The 20,768-nt window shown below is 55.3% G+C and carries 21 protein-coding genes; 12 read left to right on the top strand and 9 right to left on the bottom strand.

The features are described 5' to 3' along the window. Nucleotides 1-3 precede the first annotated feature (3 nt). The 8 genes from lpxA (at nt 4) to tilS (ending at nt 11,065) form a co-directional block, all read left to right on the top strand. A complete protein-coding gene (lpxA, locus tag B3X29_RS01830) occupies nt 4-792 on the top strand; it encodes an acyl-ACP--UDP-N-acetylglucosamine O-acyltransferase (RefSeq protein ID WP_103178342.1) in 789 nt (262 codons plus the stop codon). Continuing rightward, the gene (gene lpxB / locus B3X29_RS01825; protein WP_103178343.1) at nt 792-1,940 is read left to right on the top strand and encodes a lipid-A-disaccharide synthase; all 1,149 of its coding nucleotides are present in this window, start codon (nt 792-794) and stop codon (nt 1,938-1,940) included. The genes lpxA and lpxB overlap by 1 nt, the downstream gene beginning before the upstream one ends. Further along, a complete protein-coding gene (gene rnhB / locus B3X29_RS01820; protein ID WP_103178344.1) occupies nt 1,937-2,533 on the top strand; it encodes a ribonuclease HII in 597 nt (198 codons plus the stop codon). The genes lpxB and rnhB overlap by 4 nt, the downstream gene beginning before the upstream one ends. 34 nt (nt 2,534-2,567) lie before the next feature. After that, nucleotides 2,568-6,050 (top strand): DNA polymerase III subunit alpha, encoded by a 3,483-nt coding sequence (gene dnaE / locus B3X29_RS01815; protein ID WP_159339964.1) that lies wholly within the window; start codon nt 2,568-2,570, stop codon nt 6,048-6,050. A 12-nt stretch (nt 6,051-6,062) separates the two neighbouring features. Further along, nucleotides 6,063-7,022: an acetyl-CoA carboxylase carboxyl transferase subunit alpha gene (gene accA / locus B3X29_RS01810; protein WP_103178346.1), complete on the top strand. Its 960-nt coding sequence runs from the start codon at nt 6,063-6,065 to the stop codon at nt 7,020-7,022. A gap of 100 nt (nt 7,023-7,122) precedes the next feature. Beyond that, nucleotides 7,123-9,261, top strand: a complete 2,139-nt coding sequence (locus tag B3X29_RS01805; protein ID WP_103178347.1) for a lysine decarboxylase LdcC — start codon at nt 7,123-7,125, stop codon at nt 9,259-9,261. Between the two features lie 59 nt (nt 9,262-9,320). Further along, nucleotides 9,321-9,710, top strand: coding sequence for a VOC family protein (locus tag B3X29_RS01800; RefSeq protein ID WP_103178348.1), 390 nt, complete (start codon nt 9,321-9,323; stop codon nt 9,708-9,710). A 62-nt stretch (nt 9,711-9,772) separates the two neighbouring features. Beyond that, a complete protein-coding gene (tilS, locus tag B3X29_RS01795) occupies nt 9,773-11,065 on the top strand; it encodes a tRNA lysidine(34) synthetase TilS (protein WP_159339963.1) in 1,293 nt (430 codons plus the stop codon). 28 nt (nt 11,066-11,093) lie between these two features. On the opposite strand, the gene rof is transcribed toward tilS, so the two are convergent. Next, nucleotides 11,094-11,354: a Rho-binding antiterminator gene (gene rof, locus B3X29_RS01790; protein WP_103178350.1), complete on the bottom strand. Its 261-nt coding sequence runs from the start codon at nt 11,352-11,354 to the stop codon at nt 11,094-11,096. After that, a complete protein-coding gene (locus tag B3X29_RS01785; RefSeq protein WP_103178351.1) occupies nt 11,341-11,541 on the bottom strand; it encodes a YaeP family protein in 201 nt (66 codons plus the stop codon). The genes rof and B3X29_RS01785 overlap by 14 nt, the downstream gene beginning before the upstream one ends. Nucleotides 11,542-11,739: 198 nt before the next feature. Between B3X29_RS01785 and B3X29_RS01780 the strand changes: the two genes are divergently transcribed. The 3 genes from B3X29_RS01780 to nlpE are packed head-to-tail and all read left to right on the top strand — an operon-like array spanning nt 11,740 to nt 13,437. Further along, nucleotides 11,740-12,285 (top strand): YaeQ family protein, encoded by a 546-nt coding sequence (locus B3X29_RS01780; RefSeq protein ID WP_103178352.1) that lies wholly within the window; start codon nt 11,740-11,742, stop codon nt 12,283-12,285. After that, the gene (gene arfB / locus B3X29_RS01775) at nt 12,282-12,704 is read left to right on the top strand and encodes an alternative ribosome rescue aminoacyl-tRNA hydrolase ArfB (protein ID WP_159339962.1); all 423 of its coding nucleotides are present in this window, start codon (nt 12,282-12,284) and stop codon (nt 12,702-12,704) included. The genes B3X29_RS01780 and arfB overlap by 4 nt, the downstream gene beginning before the upstream one ends. 34 nt (nt 12,705-12,738) lie before the next feature. Next, a complete protein-coding gene (gene nlpE, locus B3X29_RS01770) occupies nt 12,739-13,437 on the top strand; it encodes an envelope stress response activation lipoprotein NlpE (RefSeq protein WP_156653939.1) in 699 nt (232 codons plus the stop codon). Nucleotides 13,438-13,471: 34 nt separating this feature from the next. Here the strand turns inward: nlpE and B3X29_RS01765 are convergent, their stop codons facing one another. The 7 genes from B3X29_RS01765 to metN form a co-directional block, all read right to left on the bottom strand. Then, nucleotides 13,472-14,296, bottom strand: a complete 825-nt coding sequence (locus tag B3X29_RS01765) for a YaeF family permuted papain-like enzyme (protein ID WP_159339961.1) — start codon at nt 14,294-14,296, stop codon at nt 13,472-13,474. Nucleotides 14,297-14,352: 56 nt separating this feature from the next. After that, on the bottom strand, nt 14,353-16,071 hold the full coding sequence (proS, locus tag B3X29_RS01760; RefSeq protein ID WP_159339960.1) for a proline--tRNA ligase: 1,719 nt from the start codon (nt 16,069-16,071) through the stop codon (nt 14,353-14,355). A 111-nt stretch (nt 16,072-16,182) separates the two neighbouring features. Then, a complete protein-coding gene (gene tsaA / locus B3X29_RS01755) occupies nt 16,183-16,890 on the bottom strand; it encodes a tRNA (N6-threonylcarbamoyladenosine(37)-N6)-methyltransferase TrmO (protein ID WP_159339959.1) in 708 nt (235 codons plus the stop codon). Further along, a complete protein-coding gene (gene rcsF / locus B3X29_RS01750; RefSeq protein ID WP_103178358.1) occupies nt 16,887-17,291 on the bottom strand; it encodes an Rcs stress response system protein RcsF in 405 nt (134 codons plus the stop codon). The genes tsaA and rcsF overlap by 4 nt, the downstream gene beginning before the upstream one ends. Before the next feature lie 107 nt (nt 17,292-17,398). Further along, entirely contained in the window at nt 17,399-18,214 is an 816-nt protein-coding gene (gene metQ, locus B3X29_RS01745) for a methionine ABC transporter substrate-binding lipoprotein MetQ (RefSeq protein WP_039030286.1), read from the bottom strand. A gap of 39 nt (nt 18,215-18,253) precedes the next feature. After that, a complete protein-coding gene (locus B3X29_RS01740; RefSeq protein ID WP_039030285.1) occupies nt 18,254-18,907 on the bottom strand; it encodes a methionine ABC transporter permease MetI in 654 nt (217 codons plus the stop codon). Next, the gene (metN, locus tag B3X29_RS01735) at nt 18,900-19,931 is read right to left on the bottom strand and encodes a methionine ABC transporter ATP-binding protein MetN (RefSeq protein WP_103178359.1); all 1,032 of its coding nucleotides are present in this window, start codon (nt 19,929-19,931) and stop codon (nt 18,900-18,902) included. The genes B3X29_RS01740 and metN overlap by 8 nt, the downstream gene beginning before the upstream one ends. Nucleotides 19,932-20,118: 187 nt before the next feature. On the opposite strand from metN, the gene gmhB reads away from it, so the two are divergent. After that, on the top strand, nt 20,119-20,685 hold the full coding sequence (gmhB, locus tag B3X29_RS01730) for a D-glycero-beta-D-manno-heptose 1,7-bisphosphate 7-phosphatase (protein ID WP_103178360.1): 567 nt from the start codon (nt 20,119-20,121) through the stop codon (nt 20,683-20,685). Nucleotides 20,686-20,768: the final 83 nt, after the last annotated feature.

Below are 20,768 nucleotides of genomic sequence, written 5' to 3'. Positions count from 1 at the left end.
TACGTGATTGATAAAACCGCCTTTATTCATCCAACCGCCATTGTGGAAGAGGGTGCCGTTATCGGTGCTAACGTCCACATTGGTCCATTCTGTATTGTTGGACCCCATGTCGAAATTGGTGAGGGTACCGTACTGAAATCTCATGTCGTGGTGAATGGTCATACGACTATTGGCCGCGACAACGTGATCTATCAGTTCGCCTCCATCGGTGAAGTTAACCAGGATCTGAAATATGCTGGCGAACCAACCCGTGTGGAAATTGGCGATCGTAACCGCATTCGCGAAAGCGTCACCATTCATCGTGGCACAGTACAGGGCGGTGAGTTGACGAAGGTGGGCAGCGATAACCTGTTTATGGTCAACGCGCATATCGCGCATGACTGTACCGTGGGTGACCGCTGCATTCTCGCCAACAACGCAACGCTGGCGGGACACGTATCAGTTGATGATTATGCAATCATTGGCGGCATGACCGCTGTCCATCAGTTCTGCATCATTGGTGCGCATGTGATGGTTGGCGGCTGCTCCGGCGTGGCGCAGGACGTTCCGCCATATGTGATTGCACAGGGTAACCATGCGACGCCGTTTGGCGTCAACATCGAAGGCCTTAAGCGTCGCGGTTTTAGCCGTGAAGCGATTATGGCTATCCGCAACGCTTACAAGCAGTTGTACCGTAACGGTAAAACGCTGGAAGAGGCTAAGCCGGAAATTGCCGAACTGGCGAAGCAGCATCCTGAGGTGAACGCGTTTGTGGAGTTCTTCGCACGCTCAACCCGTGGTCTGATTCGTTAATGGTCGATAGTCGTCCGCTTACGATCGCCCTCGTCGCCGGAGAAACCTCCGGCGATATTCTTGGTGCTGGTCTGATTCGAGCGCTCAAAGCGCGCGTTCCCAACGCGCGCTTTGTCGGCGTTGCTGGCCCATTGATGCAGGCTGAAGGCTGCGAAGCCTGGTACGAAATGGAAGAGCTGGCGGTGATGGGCATCGTCGAGGTACTGGGTCGCCTGCGCCGGTTGCTGCACATCCGCGCCGATCTGACGCGTCGTTTTACCGAACTTAAGCCCGATGTGTTCGTGGGTATTGATGCGCCTGACTTCAACATTACCCTTGAAGGTAATCTGAAAAAACAGGGGATCAAAACCATCCATTATGTCAGTCCGTCCGTCTGGGCGTGGCGACAGAAACGCGTTTTCAAAATAGGCAGATCGACGAATCTGGTATTGGCCTTCCTGCCTTTCGAAAAAGCGTTTTACGATAAATTCAACGTGCCGTGCCGCTTTATCGGCCATACCATGGCCGACGCCATGCCGCTGGATCCCGATAAAAATGGTGCACGTGACCTGCTGGGTATTTCACATGATGCCCACTGCCTGGCGCTGTTGCCAGGGAGCCGCGGCGCAGAAGTCGAAATGCTCAGCGCTGATTTTCTGAAAACCGCGCAAATCCTGCGTCAGACTTACCCTGACCTGGAAGTGGTCGTGCCGCTGGTGAATGCCAAACGCCGGGAGCAGTTCGAGCGTATTAAAGCGGAAGTCGCCCCCGATCTGCATGTCCATCTGTTAGATGGCAAAGGGCGTGAGGCGATGGTGGCCAGCGATGCCGCGTTGCTGGCATCGGGTACCGCTGCGCTGGAGTGCATGCTGGCAAAATGCCCGATGGTCGTGGGTTATCGTATGAAGCCGTTTACCTTCTGGCTGGCAAAACGGCTGGTGAAGACGGATTACGTCTCCCTGCCGAACCTGCTTGCCCGACGTGAGCTGGTGAAAGAGTTGCTGCAGGATGAGTGCCAGCCGCAGGCATTAGCCGCTGCGTTGCTGCCGCTGCTGGCTAACGGCAAAACCAGCCATGAAATGCATGACACATTCCGGGAACTGCATCAGCAAATCCGCTGTAATGCCGACGAGCAGGCAGCTGACGCGGTGCTGGAGTTAGCGAAATGATGGAATTTGTTTACCCTCACGCCCATCTGGTGGCGGGAGTGGATGAAGTAGGGCGTGGGCCGCTGGTGGGCGCAGTGGTGACTGCCGCAGTGATCCTCGATCCTGCTCGTCCGATTATCGGTCTGAATGACTCGAAGAAATTATCCGAGAAGCGCCGCCTGGCCTTATACGATGAAATTAAAGAGAAAGCGCTGGCCTGGAGTGTCGGGCGGGCGGAACCGCATGAGATCGACGAACTGAATATTCTGCATGCCACCATGCTGGCGATGCAGCGTGCCGTCGCAGGGCTGAGCGTGGTGCCGGAGTATGTGCTGATCGACGGTAATCGTTGCCCGGCGCTGCCCATGCCGTCGCTGGCGGTGGTAAAGGGCGACAGCCGGGTGGCGGAAATTAGTGCCGCCTCGATCGTGGCTAAAGTCACGCGCGATGCTGAAATGGCCGCGCTGGATCTCACATTTCCCCAGTATGGTTTTGCCCAGCATAAGGGGTATCCTACCGCTTTCCATCTGGAAAGACTGGCTGAACACGGCGCAACTGAGCACCACCGCCGCAGTTTTGGACCGGTAAAACGCGCACTGGGACTGATGTCCTGAATCAAGACGCCAATAAGTAACGCGGAATCTGAAGATGGCTGAACCACGTTTCGTACACCTGCGGGTGCACAGCGACTATTCCATGATTGATGGGCTGGCGAAGACCGGGCCGCTGGTGAAAAAGGCGGCCTCGCTTGGCATGCCTGCGCTGGCGATCACCGACTTCACTAACCTGTGCGGTCTGGTGAAGTTCTACGGAACGGCGCACGGTGCCGGAATGAAGCCGGTAATTGGGGCTGATTTTCATGTACAGAGCGAGCTTCTCGCCGATGAAATGACGCAAATTACCGTCCTGGCGCTGAACAATACCGGCTATCAGAACCTGACGCTGCTCATCTCCCGTGCCTATCAGCGCGGCTACGGCCCGCAGGGCCCGTGGATCGATCGCGCGTGGCTGGCGGAGCTGAATGAGGGGCTGCTGCTCATCTCCGGCGGGCGCATGGGCGACGTAGGCCGATGCCTGCTGCGCGGCAACACTGCCCTGGTGGAGCAGTGCGTCGATTTTTATAAAGAGTATTTCCCGGATCGCTTCTACCTGGAGCTGATCCGCACCGGTCGCCCTGATGAAGAGAGCTATCTGCATTCCGCGGTGGCGCTGGCGGAAGAGCAGGGCCTGCCGGTAGTTGCCACCAACGATGTGCGCTTCATCAACGCCGACGATTTTGACGCCCATGAAATTCGCGTCGCTATCCACGATGGTTTTACCCTCGACGATCCGAAACGCCCCCGCAACTATTCGCCGCAGCAATATATGCGCAGCGAAGAGGAGATGTGCGAGCTGTTTTCCGATATCCCGGAAGCGCTGGAGAACAGCGTAGAGATCGCCAAGCGCTGTAACGTCACCGTCCGTCTGGGTGAATACTTCCTGCCGCAGTTCCCGACCGGCGACATGACCACCGAAGACTTCCTGGTCATGAAATCAAAAGAAGGTCTGGAAGAGCGCCTTGAGTTTCTGTTCCCGGATCCGGCCGTTCGCGCCGAGAAGCGCCCGGAGTATGACGAGCGTCTGGACGTTGAACTCCAGGTTATTAACCAGATGGGGTTCCCCGGCTACTTCCTGATCGTTATGGAGTTTATCCAGTGGTCGAAAGACAACGGCGTACCGGTAGGGCCGGGCCGTGGTTCGGGTGCCGGATCGCTGGTGGCCTATGCGCTGAAAATTACCGATCTCGATCCGCTGGAATTTGACCTGCTGTTCGAACGCTTCCTCAACCCGGAACGTGTCTCCATGCCCGACTTCGACGTTGACTTCTGTATGGAGAAACGCGACCAGGTCATTGAACACGTGGCAGACATGTACGGTCGTGACGCGGTATCGCAGATCATTACCTTCGGTACCATGGCGGCAAAAGCAGTTATCCGCGACGTGGGCCGCGTACTGGGGCATCCGTACGGCTTTGTTGACCGCATCTCGAAGCTGGTGCCGCCTGACCCGGGCATGACCCTGGCGAAAGCGTTCGAAGCGGAGCCGCAGCTGCCGGAAATCTACGAGGCGGATGAAGAGGTCAAAGCGCTGATCGACATGGCGCGCAAGCTGGAAGGTGTCACCCGAAACGCCGGTAAACACGCCGGTGGGGTGGTCATTGCACCGACCAAAATTACCGACTTTGCGCCGCTCTACTGCGATGAATCGGGCCTGCATCCGGTCACCCAGTTTGACAAGAACGACGTGGAATACGCCGGGCTGGTGAAGTTTGACTTCCTCGGCTTGCGTACGCTCACCATCATCGACTGGGCGTTGAAGATGATCAACCCGCGCCGGGCCAAGCAGGGCCTGGAGCCGATTGATATCGCCGCGATCCCGCTCGATGACAAGAAAAGTTTCGACATGCTGCAACGCTCGGAGACCACGGCGGTCTTCCAGCTTGAATCCCGCGGCATGAAAGATTTGATCAAGCGTCTGCAGCCTGACTGCTTCGAAGATATGATCGCGCTGGTGGCGCTGTTCCGTCCGGGGCCGCTGCAGTCCGGGATGGTAGATAACTTTATCGACCGTAAGCATGGCCGCGAGGAACTCTCCTATCCGGATGTTCAGTGGCAGCATGAAAGCCTGAAGCCGGTGCTGGAGCCAACCTACGGCATCATCCTGTATCAGGAACAGGTCATGCAGATCGCCCAGGTGCTCTCCGGCTACACCCTCGGCGGCGCGGATATGCTGCGTCGAGCAATGGGTAAGAAAAAGCCGGAAGAGATGGCCAAGCAGCGCTCTATATTTGAAGATGGGGCGAAGAAAAACGGCATCGACGGCGAACTGGCGATGAAAATCTTCGATCTGGTGGAGAAATTTGCCGGATACGGATTTAACAAATCGCACTCTGCTGCCTACGCGCTGGTCTCCTATCAGACGCTGTGGCTGAAGGCGCACTACCCGGCCGAGTTTATGGCCGCGGTAATGACCGCCGATATGGACAACACCGAGAAGGTGGTCGGTCTGGTGGATGAGTGCTGGCGCATGGGGCTGAAAATCCTGCCGCCTGACATCAACTCCGGTCAGTACCACTTCCACGTCAATGACGACGGGGAGATTGTCTACGGCATCGGCGCGATTAAAGGGGTGGGTGAAGGGCCGATCGAAGCGATCATCGAAGCCCGTAACCAGGGCGGCTACTTCCGCGAGCTGTTTGACCTCTGTGCGCGTACCGATATTAAAAAGCTCAACCGCCGGGTGCTGGAAAAGCTGATTATGTCCGGGGCGTTCGATCGTCTCGGGCCGCATCGCGCGGCGCTGATGAACTCGCTGGGGGACGCCCTGAAGGCCGCCGACCAGCACTCAAAAGCCGAGGCCATTGGGCAGGCGGATATGTTCGGCGTGCTGGCAGAAGAGCCGGAGCAGATTGAACAATCCTATGCCAGCTGTCAGCCGTGGCCGGAACAGACCGTGCTGGATGGTGAGCGCGAGACGTTAGGCCTGTATCTGACCGGGCATCCGATCAATCAGTATATTAAAGAAATTGAGCGCTATGTCGGAGGCTACCGGCTGAAAGACATGCATCCGACAGAACGTGGTAAGATTACTACGGCTGCGGGGCTCGTCATTGCTGCGAGGGTTATGGTCACCAAACGCGGCAATCGTATCGGCATCTGTACGCTGGATGACCGTTCCGGGCGGCTGGAGGTGATGTTATTCACCGACGCGCTGGATAAATACCAGCAGCTGCTGGAAAAAGACCGCATACTTATCGTCAGCGGACAGGTCAGCTTTGATGACTTCAGCGGGGGACTTAAAATGACCGCCCGCGAAGTGATGGACATTGACGAAGCCCGGGAAAAATATGCTCGCGGGCTTGCTATCTCGCTGACGGACAGGCAAATTGATGACCAGCTTTTAAACCGACTCCGTCAGTCTCTGGAACCCCACCGCTCGGGGACCATTCCAGTACATCTCTACTATCAGAGGGCGGATGCGCGTGCACGGTTGCGCTTTGGTGCGTCGTGGCGTGTCTCTCCGAGCGATCGTTTACTGAACGATCTACGTGGCCTCATTGGTTCGGAGCAGGTGGAACTGGAGTTTGACTAATACAGGAATACTATGAGTCTGAATTTCCTTGATTTCGAACAGCCGATTGCAGAGCTGGAAGCGAAAATCGATTCTCTGACTGCCGTGGGCCGTCAGGATGAAAAACTGGATATTAACATCGACGAAGAAGTGCATCGTCTGCGTGAAAAAAGCGTAGAACTGACGCGTAAAATCTTTGCCGATCTCGGCGCATGGCAGGTTGCTCAACTGGCTCGCCATCCTCAGCGTCCGTACACCCTGGATTATGTCCGCCTGGCGTTTGATGAATTCGACGAACTGGCTGGTGACCGCGCATACGCTGACGATAAAGCTATCGTTGGTGGGATTGCGCGTCTCGACGGCCGTCCGGTGATGATTATTGGCCACCAGAAGGGGCGCGAAACCAAAGAAAAAATTCGCCGCAATTTCGGGATGCCAGCACCAGAAGGTTATCGTAAAGCCCTGCGTCTGATGGAGATGGCCGAGCGTTTTAACATGCCGATCATCACCTTCATCGACACCCCGGGAGCCTATCCTGGTGTCGGCGCGGAAGAGCGCGGTCAGTCTGAAGCGATTGCCCGTAACCTGCGTGAAATGTCACGTTTAAGCGTGCCGGTTATCTGCACCGTTATCGGTGAAGGTGGTTCCGGTGGCGCGCTGGCCATTGGTGTGGGCGATAAAGTGAATATGCTGCAGTACAGCACCTATTCCGTTATCTCCCCGGAAGGGTGTGCCTCCATTCTGTGGAAAAGCGCCGATAAAGCCCCGATGGCTGCGGAAGCGATGGGCATTATCGCTCCTCGCCTGAAAGAGCTGAAGCTGATCGATACCGTTATCCCGGAACCGCTGGGTGGCGCGCATCGTAAGCCAGAAGTGATGGCCGCCTCCCTGAAGGCGCAGCTGCTGGCTGATCTCGCAGACCTCGACGTGCTGAGCAAAGAAGATCTGCTGAACCGCCGTTACCAGCGTCTGATGAGCTACGGCTACGCATAAGCTACGCAATAATCTTAAAAGCCGCACCCTGTTGCGGCTTTTTTTATGTCCATGGTTTACCTCAACTATGCTTAGCTAATGTTTTTTAAGGAGGTAAACCGTGAACATCATTGCCATTATGGGGCCGCACGGCGTCTTTTATAAAGACGAACCCATCAAGGAGCTGGAGCAGGCGCTGGCATCGCGCGGGTTTCAACTAATCTGGCCGCAGAACAGCGCCGATCTACTGAAGTTTATTGAACATAACCCCCGTATCTGCGGCGTCATCTTCGACTGGGACGAGTACGATATGGAGTTGTGCGGCGACATCAACCAACTCAATGAATACCTGCCGCTCTACGCCTTTATCAATACCCACTCCACGATGGATATCAGCGCCCAGGATATGCGCATGGCGCTGTGGTTCTTCGAGTACTCGCTGGGGGTGGCCGAGGATATCGCTACCCGCATTCAGCAATATACCGGCGAGTACCTCGATACCATAACCCCGCCGTTTACCCGCGCCCTTTTCACCTACGTAAAAGAGGGGAAGTACACCTTCTGTACCCCCGGTCATATGGCGGGAACCGCGTATCAGAAAAGCCCGGTGGGCTGTCTGTTCTATGACTTCTTTGGCGGGAACACCCTGAAGGCGGATGTGTCGATCTCGGTGACGGAGCTGGGATCGCTGCTGGATCATACCGGCCCGCATCTCGAAGCTGAAGAGTATATCGCCCGTACATTCGGTGCCGAGCAGAGCTATATGGTGACCAACGGCACCTCGACGTCGAACAAGATCGTTGGCATGTACGCCGCGCCGGGCGGCAGCACTTTACTGATCGACCGCAACTGCCATAAATCTCTGGCGCACCTGCTGATGATGAGTGACGTAGTGCCGCTCTGGCTGTCGCCGACCCGCAACGCGCTGGGCATTCTGGGCGGGATCCCGCGCCGGGAATTTTCTCATGCGGCAATAGAGCGCAAAGTGGCAGCCGTGCCGGGCGCAAGCTGGCCGGTTCACGCGGTGATCACCAACTCCACCTACGACGGCCTGCTGTACAACACCAACTGGGTGAAACAGACCCTCGATGTGCCCTCCATCCATTTTGATTCTGCCTGGGTCCCCTATACCAATTTCCATCCGATCTATGCCGGAAAAAGCGGGATGAGCGGTGAACGCCTGCCGGGTAAAGTGTTCTTCGAAACCCAGTCCACGCACAAAATGCTGGCTGCGTTTTCTCAGGCTTCGCTGATTCACATTAAGGGCGAGTACGATGAAGATACCTTCAACGAAGCCTTTATGATGCACACCACCACCTCGCCCAGCTATCCGCTGGTGGCCTCCATTGAAACTGCGGCAGCGATGCTGCGTGGTAATCCCGGTAAGCGCCTGATCAACCGCTCCGTTGAGCGCGCCCTGCACTTCCGCAAAGAGGTTCAGCGCCTTAAAGATGAAGCCGACGGCTGGTTCTTCGATATCTGGCAGCCGGACGACATTGACGAAGCTGAATGCTGGCCGGTGGCGCCGGGCGAGAGCTGGCATGGTTTCCGCGATGCCGATGAGGATCATATGTTCCTCGATCCGGTCAAAGTCACCATTCTGACGCCAGGTATGGACGAGCAGGGAGTGATGAGTGAAGAGGGGATCCCGGCGGCGCTGGTAGCGAAATTCCTCGACGAGCGCGGCGTGGTGGTCGAAAAAACCGGGCCGTACAATCTGCTTTTCCTGTTCAGTATCGGTATCGACAAAACCCGGGCGATGGGTTTGCTGCGCGGATTGATGGAGTTTAAGCGCGCCTACGATCTGAATTTGCGGGTCAAGAACATGCTGCCGGATCTCTATGCCGAAGATCCCGACTTCTACCGCAACATGCGTATTCAGGATCTGGCTAAAGGCATTCACAAGCTCATTCGTCAGCACGACTTGCCGCGACTGATGCTGCAGGCGTTTGATGTCCTGCCAGAAATGAAGCTCACCCCGCATCACGCCTGGCAGCGTCAGGTGAAGGGGGAGGTAGAGACGGTCGATCTGGAGGATCTGGTTGGCCGGGTGTCGGCCAATATGATCCTCCCTTATCCTCCTGGTGTGCCGCTGCTTATGCCCGGTGAGATGATCACCGAGAAGAGCAGGGCGGTTCTCGATTTCCTGTTAATGCTCTGCTCGATTGGCCGCCACTATCCCGGCTTTGAAACCGACATCCACGGTGCCAAACGGGATGAAAACGGCATCTACCGGGTACGGGTCTTAAAAGCGTCATGACCCCTTGCACGGCAAGGGGGTTCGGATATAACGTTCAGGCACACCAATAAGGAGAGGCTATGCTGGGTTTAAAGCAGGTTCATCACATTGCAATCATTGCCACCGACTATGCCGCCAGTAAGGCGTTTTACTGCGATACGCTGGGATTTACCCTGCAAAGTGAGTTTTACCGCGAAGAGCGTGATTCCTGGAAAGGCGACCTGGCGCTGAATGGTCAGTATGTCATTGAGCTCTTTTCGTTCCCCTTCCCGCCGGCGCGTCCGTCCCGGCCCGAAGCCTGCGGTTTACGTCATCTGGCGTTCAGTGTGGATGACATTGACCAGGCGGTAGAGCATCTTGAATCCCACGGTGTTAAGTGCGAAGCCATCCGTATCGATCCCTTCACCGGAAAGCGCTTCACCTTTTTCAACGATCCTGATGGCCTGCCGCTGGAGCTCTACCAGCAGTAACGCTTGCCTCGCCAGGGAATGCCCGGTAACGTGCCGGGCACCTTTCTGGATAAATGACGACGATGACCACAGCCGACCTTCAGCAAGCTCTTCACCCGTACCGCCGACTGCTGGTGGGCTTTAGTGGTGGCCTGGATTCCACGGTATTGCTGCATCAGCTAATGCTGTGGCGGGAACAGGAGCCGGACCTTGAGCTGCGCGCTATCCATATTCACCATGGCCTGAGCCCCCACGCCGACAGCTGGGTCGCCCATTGCCAGCACCTGTGCCAGCAGTGGAATATCCCGCTGATCGTGGCGCGGGTAACGCTGGCGGAGGAGGGGCTGGGGCTGGAGGCGCAGGCGCGTAAAGCGCGTTATGCCGCCTTTCGTGAGGCCCTGTTACCGGATGAAGCGCTGGTCACGGCGCAACATCTGGACGATCAGTGTGAAACTTTTCTGCTGGCGCTAAAGCGCGGCAGTGGCCCGGCGGGGCTGTCGGCCATGCCCGCGCGGGCGCGTTTTGCCGGTACCGAACAAATTCGTCCCCTCATTGGTGAAACGCGAGACTCGCTGCTGGCCTGGGCGCAGCGTTGGGATCTGCGCTGGATTGAGGATGAAAGCAACCAGGACGACAGCTATGACCGCAATTTTTTGCGTCTGCGCGTCCTGCCGCTGCTGGCAGAGCGTTGGCCGCATTTTGCTCAGGCCACCTCCCGCAGCGCCACGCTGTGCGCGGAGCAGGAGCACCTGCTGGATGAACTGCTGGCAGACGAGCTTTCAACATTAGTCTCCCCAGACGGGGCGCTGGCTATCGCGCCGCTACAGGCGATGAGTGCGGTACGCCGGGCCGCGTTGCTGCGCCGATGGCTGGCGCTGCACGGGGCGTTAATGCCGTCACGCGACATGCTTAATCGCATCTGGGATGAGGTGGTGCTGGCCCGGGAAGACGCGGCACCGCGGCTGCGTTCCGGCGAAGGTGAAATTCGTCGCTTTCGCGGTCAGCTATGGTGGGTGAAAGTCCACGCCTCGCTGGCCGATCGGGTTATCGACTGGCCGTTGCTGGAGCGGCCCCTCTCTCTGCCGGAAGGGCTGGGTACGCTTCATCTCAAGACGGGGGGCGCTCTTCGACTGCCGCGGGCAGATGAGCCCGTGACGGTGCGCTTTCGCGCCAGCGGTACGCTGCACATTGTCGGGCGAAACGGCGGACGCAAGATCAAAAAAATCTGGCAGGAACTTAACGTTGCCCCCTGGCGTCGGGACAGCACGCCGCTTCTATTCTACGGAGAAACGTTGGTGGCAGCGGCGGGGGTGTTTGTAACGCATGAAGGGGCGGCTGAAGCGGAGCGGGGCGTAGAGCTGGAGTGGAAAACGTAACGGGCAGCAGGCTGCCCGTTACACGGGATCAGGACTCGCTCACCACAACGGTGCCGATTTCGGGATGACTGAAGCTGGCTATTTTATCGAGACGCAGTTCGCGCGTTGCGCCGCCTTCTTCCACAACCAGATACTCCACGTTCTTACGGGAAACCAGATCGTTCGCCCTGGCCTTCAGCACTTCGCCATCTTTTAACGCCAGCGTAAGAAGCAGGTGATGCTGGCAGGCGAGTTCGAGATTGTCGTAATCATCGCAGTTAATAGGTTGATAGGTATCATTCATTGACATAATCGCTCACCAGTAAATTCGCAGCAGCATATGCTGCTTTTTCTCTGACCGATTCTGAAAGCGTGTCATCCGACGCCATTTCATTCAGAACTTTCAATACACAGCCCAACGCATCGGGGATATACCCCAGATCGCCGCTGGCAATCTCCGCATACCGTTTGCGAATTAGCTCACAATAATTATCCACATCCCCTCCTGCCAGCGCACTGACTTTACTGTGAGATACCATTAAGCCTACGAAGATAAACTCGGTTTAGCAAGGTGACTATACCATACTCATTTAAGCAATATCAGCAGGTTGATGTCGCAGACATTCTCAAGCCTGTAACAGCCTTTTGGCGGAGATTTCGCTACAATGCGCACCTGATTCGAAAGGAGTTCTCTCATGGCGCTTAAAGCGACAATTTACAAAGCCGCGGTCAATGTGGCGGATTTAGACCGCAATCAGTTTCTGGATGCGACCTTGACGCTAGCGCGTCATCCCTCCGAAACGCAAGAGCGCATGATGCTGCGCCTGCTGGCGTGGATTAAGTACGCCAATGAGCGCCTGCAATTTACCCGCGGGTTAAGCGCGGAAGACGAGCCGGAAGCCTGGCTGCTCAACGATCATCTGGGTATCGATCTCTGGATTGAGCTGGGCCTGCCGGATGAGCGTCGCATCAAGAAAGCCTGCACGCAATCTGCTGAAGTGGCGCTCTTTACCTACAACAGCCGCGCAGCGGAGATCTGGTGGCAGCAGAACAAGAATAAGTGCGCCCAGTTTGCCAACCTGTCTGTCTGGTATCTGGATGATGATCAACTGGCTAAGCTGAGCGCATTTGCCGGTCGAACCATGATTCTGCAGGCAACCATTCAGGATGGCGCCATCTGGCTGTCGGATGCTGAGAATAATCTGGAAATTCATCCGGAAGCCTGGCAGTCCCGTTCATGATCGTAGTCTCCCGAACCGTCGCCCTGCCCGATCATGAAGTGGAGATCACCGCGATCCGCGCCCAGGGAGCAGGGGGCCAGCATGTGAACAAAACCTCAACGGCTATTCATCTGCGCTTTGACATTCGGGCATCCAGCCTGCCAGAGTATTATAAAGAGCGCCTGCTCGCCGCCAGCCATCATCTGATCACCTCTGACGGCATGATTATTATCAAGGCGCAGGAGTACCGCAGCCAGGAGATGAACCGGGAAGCCGCGCTTGCCCGGCTGGTGGCGGTAATACAAGAGTTAACGGCAGTGCAAAAAAGCCGGCGGGCAACCCGCCCGACACGCGCATCGAAAGAGCGCCGTCTGGCTTCTAAATCACAAAAATCGACCGTCAAAGCACTGCGTGGCAAAGTTCGAGGCCCCCAGGATTAACGGGGAGCAGGCGGGTTGAGAAAAGGAATCTGATGTGAAAACAGCAATATTTTCAGTGGTGGCTGCAGGCGCGCTGGCCATCCTGATGGGATGTCATAACCGGGCAGAGGTGCAGGCGCTGGAGCCAGCCCATGAAGAGGCGCTAAAACCGATGCAGCAGAGCTGGCGGGGCGTTTTACCCTGCGCCGACTGCGAAGGTATCGAAACCTCACTGTTTCTGGAAAAAGATGGCACCTGGGTAATGAACCAACATTATCAGGGGGCAAAGGCGCCTTCCTCTTTCGCCAGCTATGGCAGCTGGGCGCGAACAGCGGATAAGCTGGTGCTGACGGACACGCAGGGCGAAAAGCACTATTTCCGGGCGAAAGGCGAAGGGCTGGAGATGCTCGATCGGGAAGGAAATCCGATCGAGTCGCAGTTTAACTACACCCTGGCGCCCGTTAACGCTGCCCTGCCATCAACACCAATGGCGATGCGCGGCATGTATTTCTATATGGCTGATGCGGCGAGCTTCACCGACTGTGCCACCGGCAAAAAGGTGAGCGTAGCGAATAACGCGCAGCTGGAGCGGGATTACGCGGCGGCGCGCGGAAATGATACTAAACCGGTGCTGCTCACCGTGAACGGGCATTTTACTCTTGAGGCCAACCCGGACAGTGGTCAAAGCGTTAAAACGCTGATAGTCGATAAAGATGCAGCCTTCCAGGCTGGCAAAGATTGTCAGTCTCGTTGAGAAGCTGGGCCGGAGGGGGTTGCCGGCCCAATTATCAGGGCCTGAGTCCTACAAAGCGACGCGTTTTGATGTAAATTCCGGGTTTGAGATGGCCAATGTACCGTAGCTCTGTTTCAGGTTTATAGGTGGAGATATCGCCTTCACGCATATGCATCAAATCGGCAGGGCTTATCCAGCCTGATTCTGCCATCGTCAGCGGGTGACCCGCTTTCAGGAAGGCATCGCTAACAAATTCCGAACAAAACCACGCCTTTTTTTCATCTTCGCTTGTTCTGCTTAATTGTGCAGTGGCAAAGCCGCTAACGCACTGCTGGCGAAAAGTTTCTGAGAAGGGATTCAGCGAACATAACTGTTTTGTCACCATGAAGGGAACAAACTCAATAATTCCCCGATAGTTATAGCGGCTATGTTGCGCCTGTTCGGCAAATACTTTAATGGTTGCCGCTTGCTCGGGTGTCAGGTTGGGCACCCTTAAAGCGAATAATTTGTCGCTGTGCTGCATGGCATCTTCCAGGCTTATAATTTGCACCCCTTTGCCTGTCGCTTCTGCCACATCATGATTGCCGAGATAAACTGCAACGTGACTGACGGAAGAGGTACTGAGCAGGCGAATGCCAAGGGACGTAATCCCGATGCTGGATGAGAAGAGAAGATCGCCAGCTTTAAGCTCTTTTTCGGTGATTTCGAGCAGCTTTTTTTCTGAAAGAGAACTCTGGCGCTGCAGTTTGATTGCCCATTTTTTCGACTGAGCCTCTACTGCATTTGCTGCGCTTTCCTGTCTGCTGACATCAAGCGTACAGCCGGAAAATAAAAAGAGAGAGGGAACGAGCAGGCGATGCAACGCCCTGTGCATTTTCATATCTTTTACAATCCTTGTAAAAAAAGAGGCCCTGAAAATCAGGGCCTCTTACGACATCAACCTTTGATGTTTTTGATTAAATACTCAAGCACGTCACCGGTTTTAATCATCTGCTTCTCACCGTTACGACGATACTTATACTCGATTTCGTCATTATCGAGGTTACGATCGCCGATCACGATGGTGTGCGGAATGCCGATCAGTTCCATATCCGCAAACATCACGCCTGGGCGCTCTTTACGATCGTCCATCAGCACTTCGATACCCTGCGCACGCAGCTCGCTGTAGAGTTTTTCCGCCAGCTCCTGCACACGGAAGGACTTATGCATGTTCATCGGCAGGATCGCCACCTGGAACGGAGCGATGTTGTCCGGCCAGACGATGCCACGCTCGTCGTAGTTCTGCTCGATAGCGGCAGCAACCACACGGGTTACACCAATACCGTAGCAGCCCATGGTCAGGACCTGGTTGCGGCCATCTTCACCCTGAACGGCGGCGTTCAGCGCGCGGGAGTATTTATCACCCAGCTGGAAGATATGACCGACTTCGATACCGCGTTTGATCATCAGGGTGCCGTTGCCGTCCGGGCTTGGATCGCCTGCCACCACGTTACGAATATCCGCCACTTCTGGCGTCGCGACGTCGCGATCCCAGTTAATGCCGAAATAGTGTTTGCCGTCGATGTTCGCGCCAGCGGAGAAGTCGCTCATCGCGGCGACCGTGCGGTCAACCACAACAGGAACAGGCATATTCACCGGACCCAGAGAACCAGGACCCGCGTTGACGACGGCGCGGATTTCCGCTTCCGTTGCGAAGGTTAACGGGCTTGCAACCTGTGGCAGCTTCTCGGCTTTCACTTCGTTCAACTCGTGATCGCCACGGACCAGCAGAGCAACCAGCGGGTAGGCGCTGCCTTCGGTGGATTTCACCAGCAGGGTTTTGACCGTTTTTTCGATCGGCAGATTGAACTGCTCAACCAGCTCGGCGATGGTTTTCGCGTTTGGTGTATCAACCAGCTTCATCTCTTCGTTTGCCGCAGCTCGCGGCGCTTTTGGCGCCAGGGCTTCTGCAAACTCAATGTTCGCGGCGTAATCAGAGGAGTCAGAGAAGATCACATCGTCTTCACCGCTCTGTGCCAGCACCTGGAACTCATGGGATGCGCTACCGCCGATAGAACCGGTATCAGCCTGAACGGCGCGGAAATCCAGACCCATGCGGGAGAAGATTTTGCTGTACGCTTCGTACATCTTGTCATAGGTCTCCTGCAGCGATTCCTGAGAAGTGTGGAAAGAGTAAGCATCTTTCATCAGGAATTCGCGAGAGCGCATGACGCCAAAACGTGGACGCACTTCATCACGGAATTTGGTCTGGATCTGGAAGAAGTTCAGCGGCAACTGCTTGTATGAGCTCAGCTCGTTGCGGATCAGATCGGTAATGACCTCTTCATGCGTTGGGCCGAGAACGAATGGACGATCGCCACGATCGGCAATACGCAGCAGTTCCGGACCATACTGCTCCCAGCGACCACTCTCCTGCCACAGTTCAGAGGGCTGAACTACCGGCATTAACACCTCGATAGCACCGGCGTTATTCATCTCTTCACGCACGATGTTTTCGACTTTTTTCAGGACGCGCACGCCGGTCGGCAACCAGGTGTATAACCCGGAGGCCAGCTTGCGGATCATCCCGGCGCGCAGCATCAGCTGGTGGCTGATCACCTCGGCGTCGGCAGGTGTCTCCTTCAGAGTGGAGAGCAGATATTGGCTAGTACGCATGTTGTTACGGTTCCATTTCGAAGAGTGGAACAGGCTGACCGGCAGCCTGACACAAAAAAAGTGGTTTAGTTTACCAGTGTGGCAAAGATGCCAAAAGAGAAGAGGATAAAATTACTGCGGCTCGAGGGCAAACACTTCAAAGCCCGCCGCGGTAACGCGCCAGCGAACGTTAAAATCCAGCAACAGGACGGCGTAGGTTTTCCCGGCCTCTTCCTCTTTACGGTAGGCCGGACGGGGATCCTGGGCCAGCACGTCGATGATAAATTCCCGCAGTCGAGGATAGCGCTTCTCCAGCTGGATCAACTGGGGGGTGAGCGCATCGGTAAACCAGACTGGCGTATCTGCCTGGGGGGCCTGCTGAGCGTAGCTGGCACGCGCATCCGGCAAGGCTTCTGCAAAGGGCAGGTAAGGTTTTATATCTACTATGGGCGTACCGTCCACCAGATCCAGGCTGCCAAGCTCCAGAATCACCTGATCCTTCTGGCAGCGAATGCCTTTCAGTTCGATGAGCGACATACCGACAGGGTTTGGACGAAAGGTCGAGCGCGTGGCAAACACTCCCATTCGGGCGTTACCGCCGAGACGAGGTGGGCGCACGGTAGGGCGCCAGCCGCCAGCCATGGTCTGATGAAAGATAAACAGCACCCACAGGTGGCTGAACGCTTCCAGTCCGCGCACGGCATCGGCCTGATTATAGGGCGCGAGCAAGTGAAGTTCGCCGCTACAGCTTTTCACCAGACCAGGCTGGCGTGGCACGGCAAACTTCTCTTTATAGGGTGAGCGAATAACGCCTATCTGCTCGAACTGGAATGCACTCATTTCGCCGAGACGTTAAGGGCAGAACCTACGCAAACGGCCTGACGATAGCAGCCAGGTGTGCCGCTGGTAACTTCGCAGCTGTGCAGCAGAACCGCATTGGCCTTCATTTTAGAGGCATTGATCTGCATGCGTTTACGCGCAGTAGGGATATTTGGAGGAGAATCCTGGTTGGTGGCCTGGCAAGATTCGCCCGAGACTTCACCCAGATCGCGGAACGGTTTACCCACTAAATCTTCAGCCTTGGTATAGATTCTGACCGGCGCAGGACGTGGTGCTTTTGGCTTTTCAGGCTCCACTTTCGGCGGGGTTGCTGTGCTTTTAACAGGTTCAACAGGAGATCTGCTTAGCATAGAACAACCGCTCAGCATCAGTGCTAAAAGACAGATCGGTAAAGCACGCATATTGTTTCCTCAATGAATAATCAAATCGTCAGATATTGAATCAGTTGCCTGCATAAATGACAAGACGGGCTTACGCCCGTCCTGAATGATATTACACAAAGGTAAGATTACCAGCCTTTAACTGCACCACCGTTAAAGACTTTGTTTGCTTCCTGGTAAACTTCATCAGACTGGTAAGCCTGGACGAACTTCTTCACGTTTTCCGCATCTTTGTTATCTTCGCGGGTAACGATCAGGTTAACGTACGGAGAGTCTTTATCTTCCACGAAGATACCGTCTTTCGCTGGCGTCAGGTTAATCTGGCTGGCGTAAGTGGTGTTGATAACCGCCAGGGCGATCTGCGCATCATCCAGAGAACGTGGCAGCTGTGGCGCTTCCAGCTCAACAATTTTCAGGTTTTTTGGATTCTCGGTCACGTCCAGAACGGTCGGCAGCAGGCCAACACCATCTTTCAGTTTAATCAGACCCACTTTCTGCAGCAGCAGCAGGGAACGGCCAAGGTTGGTTGGATCGTTAGGTACTGCTACCTGAGAACCGTCCTGCAGTTCTTCTAATGATTTGATTTTTTTGGAGTAGCCCGCGATTGGGTAAACGAAAGTATTGCCCACCGCAACCAGCTTGTAGCCACGATCTTTGATCTGCTGATCCAGGTACGGTTTGTGCTGGAAGGCGTTAGCATCGATATCGCCTTTGCTCAGCGCTTCGTTAGGCAGTACATAATCGTTAAACGTCACCAGCTCCACGTCCAGGCCATACTTCTCTTTCGCCACTTTCGCTGCCGTCTCTGCAACCTGCTGCTCCGCACCGACGATAACACCCACTTTGATGTGGTTTGGATCTTTTTCGTCCTGGCCACAACCTACCAGTGCCAGAGAGCCGATCAGCGCGCCTACCGCAGCAAAGGTCTTAAATTTAAACGCCATGTTTTTATCCTTAACTCGTCGAGTTTGTGTTGTGTAACGTTATTTGTGCGTAACAGCCCGGACGATGCGATCGCCAGAGAATTGAATGAGATAAACCAGTACAACCAGCAGAACCAGCACGGTATTCATAACGGTAGCATTGTAGCCAATGTAACCATACTGATAGCCGATCTGTCCCAGACCGCCGGCGCCTACCGCACCACCCATCGCTGAGTAACCCACCAGAGTAATGAGCGTGATGGTGGCCGCGTTGACCAGACCTGGTAATGCTTCTGGCAGTAAGACCTTGCGAACGATCTGCATCGGCGTCGCACCCATGGCGCGGGACGCTTCAATCAGGCCCGATGGGATCTCTAACAGCGCGTTCTCAACCATACGGGCGATAAACGGTGCCGCGCCCACGGTCAGGGGGACGATGGCAGCCTGCAGGCCAATGGACGTGCCCACAATAACGCGAGTGAAGGGGATCATCCATACCAACAGAATGATGAAGGGAATGGAACGGAAGATGTTCACCAGCGCGGAGAGCGTGCGGTAAAGTTTTGCGTTCTCAATTATCTGGCCCGGACGGGTAACGTACAGCAGCACGCCCACCGGCAGACCAATGACAAAACCGAAGAAGCCCGATACGAAGGTCATCGCCAGCGTTTCCCATACGCCGCGTGCCAGCAACCACATCATTGCCTCAGACATAACCCAGTACCTCAACTTTTACATGATGCTCTTGCAGCCAGGCGATCGCCGCCTGCGTATCTTCTTGCGTACCGTGCATTTCAGTCAGCATGATGCCGAACTTCACGCCACCGGCGTAATCCATCTGCGCGCTAATAATGTTGTTGTTCACATTGAAGCGGCGGGCAGTTTCTGACAGCAGCGGGGCATCCACTGACTTGCCGGTAAACTCCATCCGCAGCATTGGAACGCTGTTTGCTTCTGGTTGTGCCTTTAAACGTGCCAGATAGTCTTCCGGAATATCCAGATGCAGCGTGGCCTGAATAAACTGCTGCGCCAGTGGGGTTTTCGGATGCGAGAACACTTCGCTGACGGTGTCTTGTTCAATCAGTTCACCCTGGCTTATCACCGCCACACAGTCGCAGATGCGCTTAACCACATCCATCTCGTGCGTAATAAGGAGGATGGTCAGCCCCAGGCGACGGTTAATGTCCTTTAAGAGCTCCAGAATCGAGCGGGTCGTTGCCGGATCCAGGGCGCTGGTGGCTTCGTCACAGAGCAATACTTTAGGATTACTGGCCAGCGCACGCGCAATCGCCACGCGCTGTTTTTGTCCGCCGGACAAGTTGGCCGGGAAGGTGTCGTGCTTCTCGCTCAGACCGACCAGATCCAGCAGTTCGGTGACGCGACGTTTGATTTCGTCTTTGGGCGTGTTATCCAGCTCCAGCGGCAGGGCAACGTTGCCAAACACGGTGCGCGAAGAGAGCAGGTTAAAGTGCTGGAAGATCATGCCAATCTGGCGGCGGGCTTTAGTCAGTTCTGCTTCTGAAAGCGTAGTCAGTTCCGTACCATCAACCTGAACGTGGCCTTCAGTCGGGCGTTCAAGCAGGTTAACGCAACGAATGAGCGTACTTTTACCTGCACCTGAGGCGCCAATGACGCCATAAATCTGTCCAGCCGGAACATGCAGGCTAACGTTGTTCAACGCCTGAATGGTACGGTTCCCTTGCTGGAACACTTTGGTGATATTCGAAAGTTTAATCATTAGATTATTTTTATCGTATGTAAGTTAGCCGTGGCATTTTCTGCTGCCTGATACGGGCGATGACCGTCAACAAAACGGATGTTAAGGCATCCAGACGTCTAAATCAATCCAACTCTGCGCGATGAGCACTTTCTTGCGCAGTGAAACATGAGATACTACGCAGACATCCCTATTCAGGAGCAAACCGGTGGCAAAATCAGTACCCGCAATTTTTCTCGATCGTGACGGCACAATTAATGTCGATCATGGTTATGTGCATGAGATAGACGAATTTGAATTCATCGATGGCGTTATTGAAGCCATGCGTGAATTAAAAGAGATGGGATTTGCGCTGGTGGTCGTCACCAACCAGTCAGGTATCGCGCGCGGTAAATTCACCGAAGCACAGTTTGAGACCTTAACGGAATGGATGGACTGGTCACTGGCGGATCGCGGCGTTGATCTGGACGGTATCTATTATTGTCCGCATCACCCACAGGGGACCGTAGACGAGTATCGCCAGACCTGTGATTGCCGAAAACCACACCCGGGTATGCTCACTTCCGCACAAGAGTTCCTTCATATAGATATGAGCGCTTCATATATGGTGGGCGATAAACTGGAAGATATGCAGGCAGCTGCCGCGGCAGGCGTGGGTCATAAAATTCTGGTGCGTACTGGCAAGCCTGTCACGCCTGAAGCGGAAAATGCAGCGGATTGCGTGATTAACAGCCTGGCAGTGCTGCCGGAAACCATCAAAAAGCAGCAAAAATAGGCGTTGTGGCGAAAAGGTGAGCGGTTGAAATAAAATTGTCTTTTTCCGCTTGTCAGCGCCGAAGAACTCCCTATAATGCGCCT

Origin of the sequence: Leclercia sp. UBA5076 (assembly GCF_002416465.1) — a bacterium.
Lineage (GTDB): Bacteria > Pseudomonadota > Gammaproteobacteria > Enterobacterales > Enterobacteriaceae > Enterobacter.
This window is presented reverse-complemented; position numbering and strand designations above follow the sequence as displayed.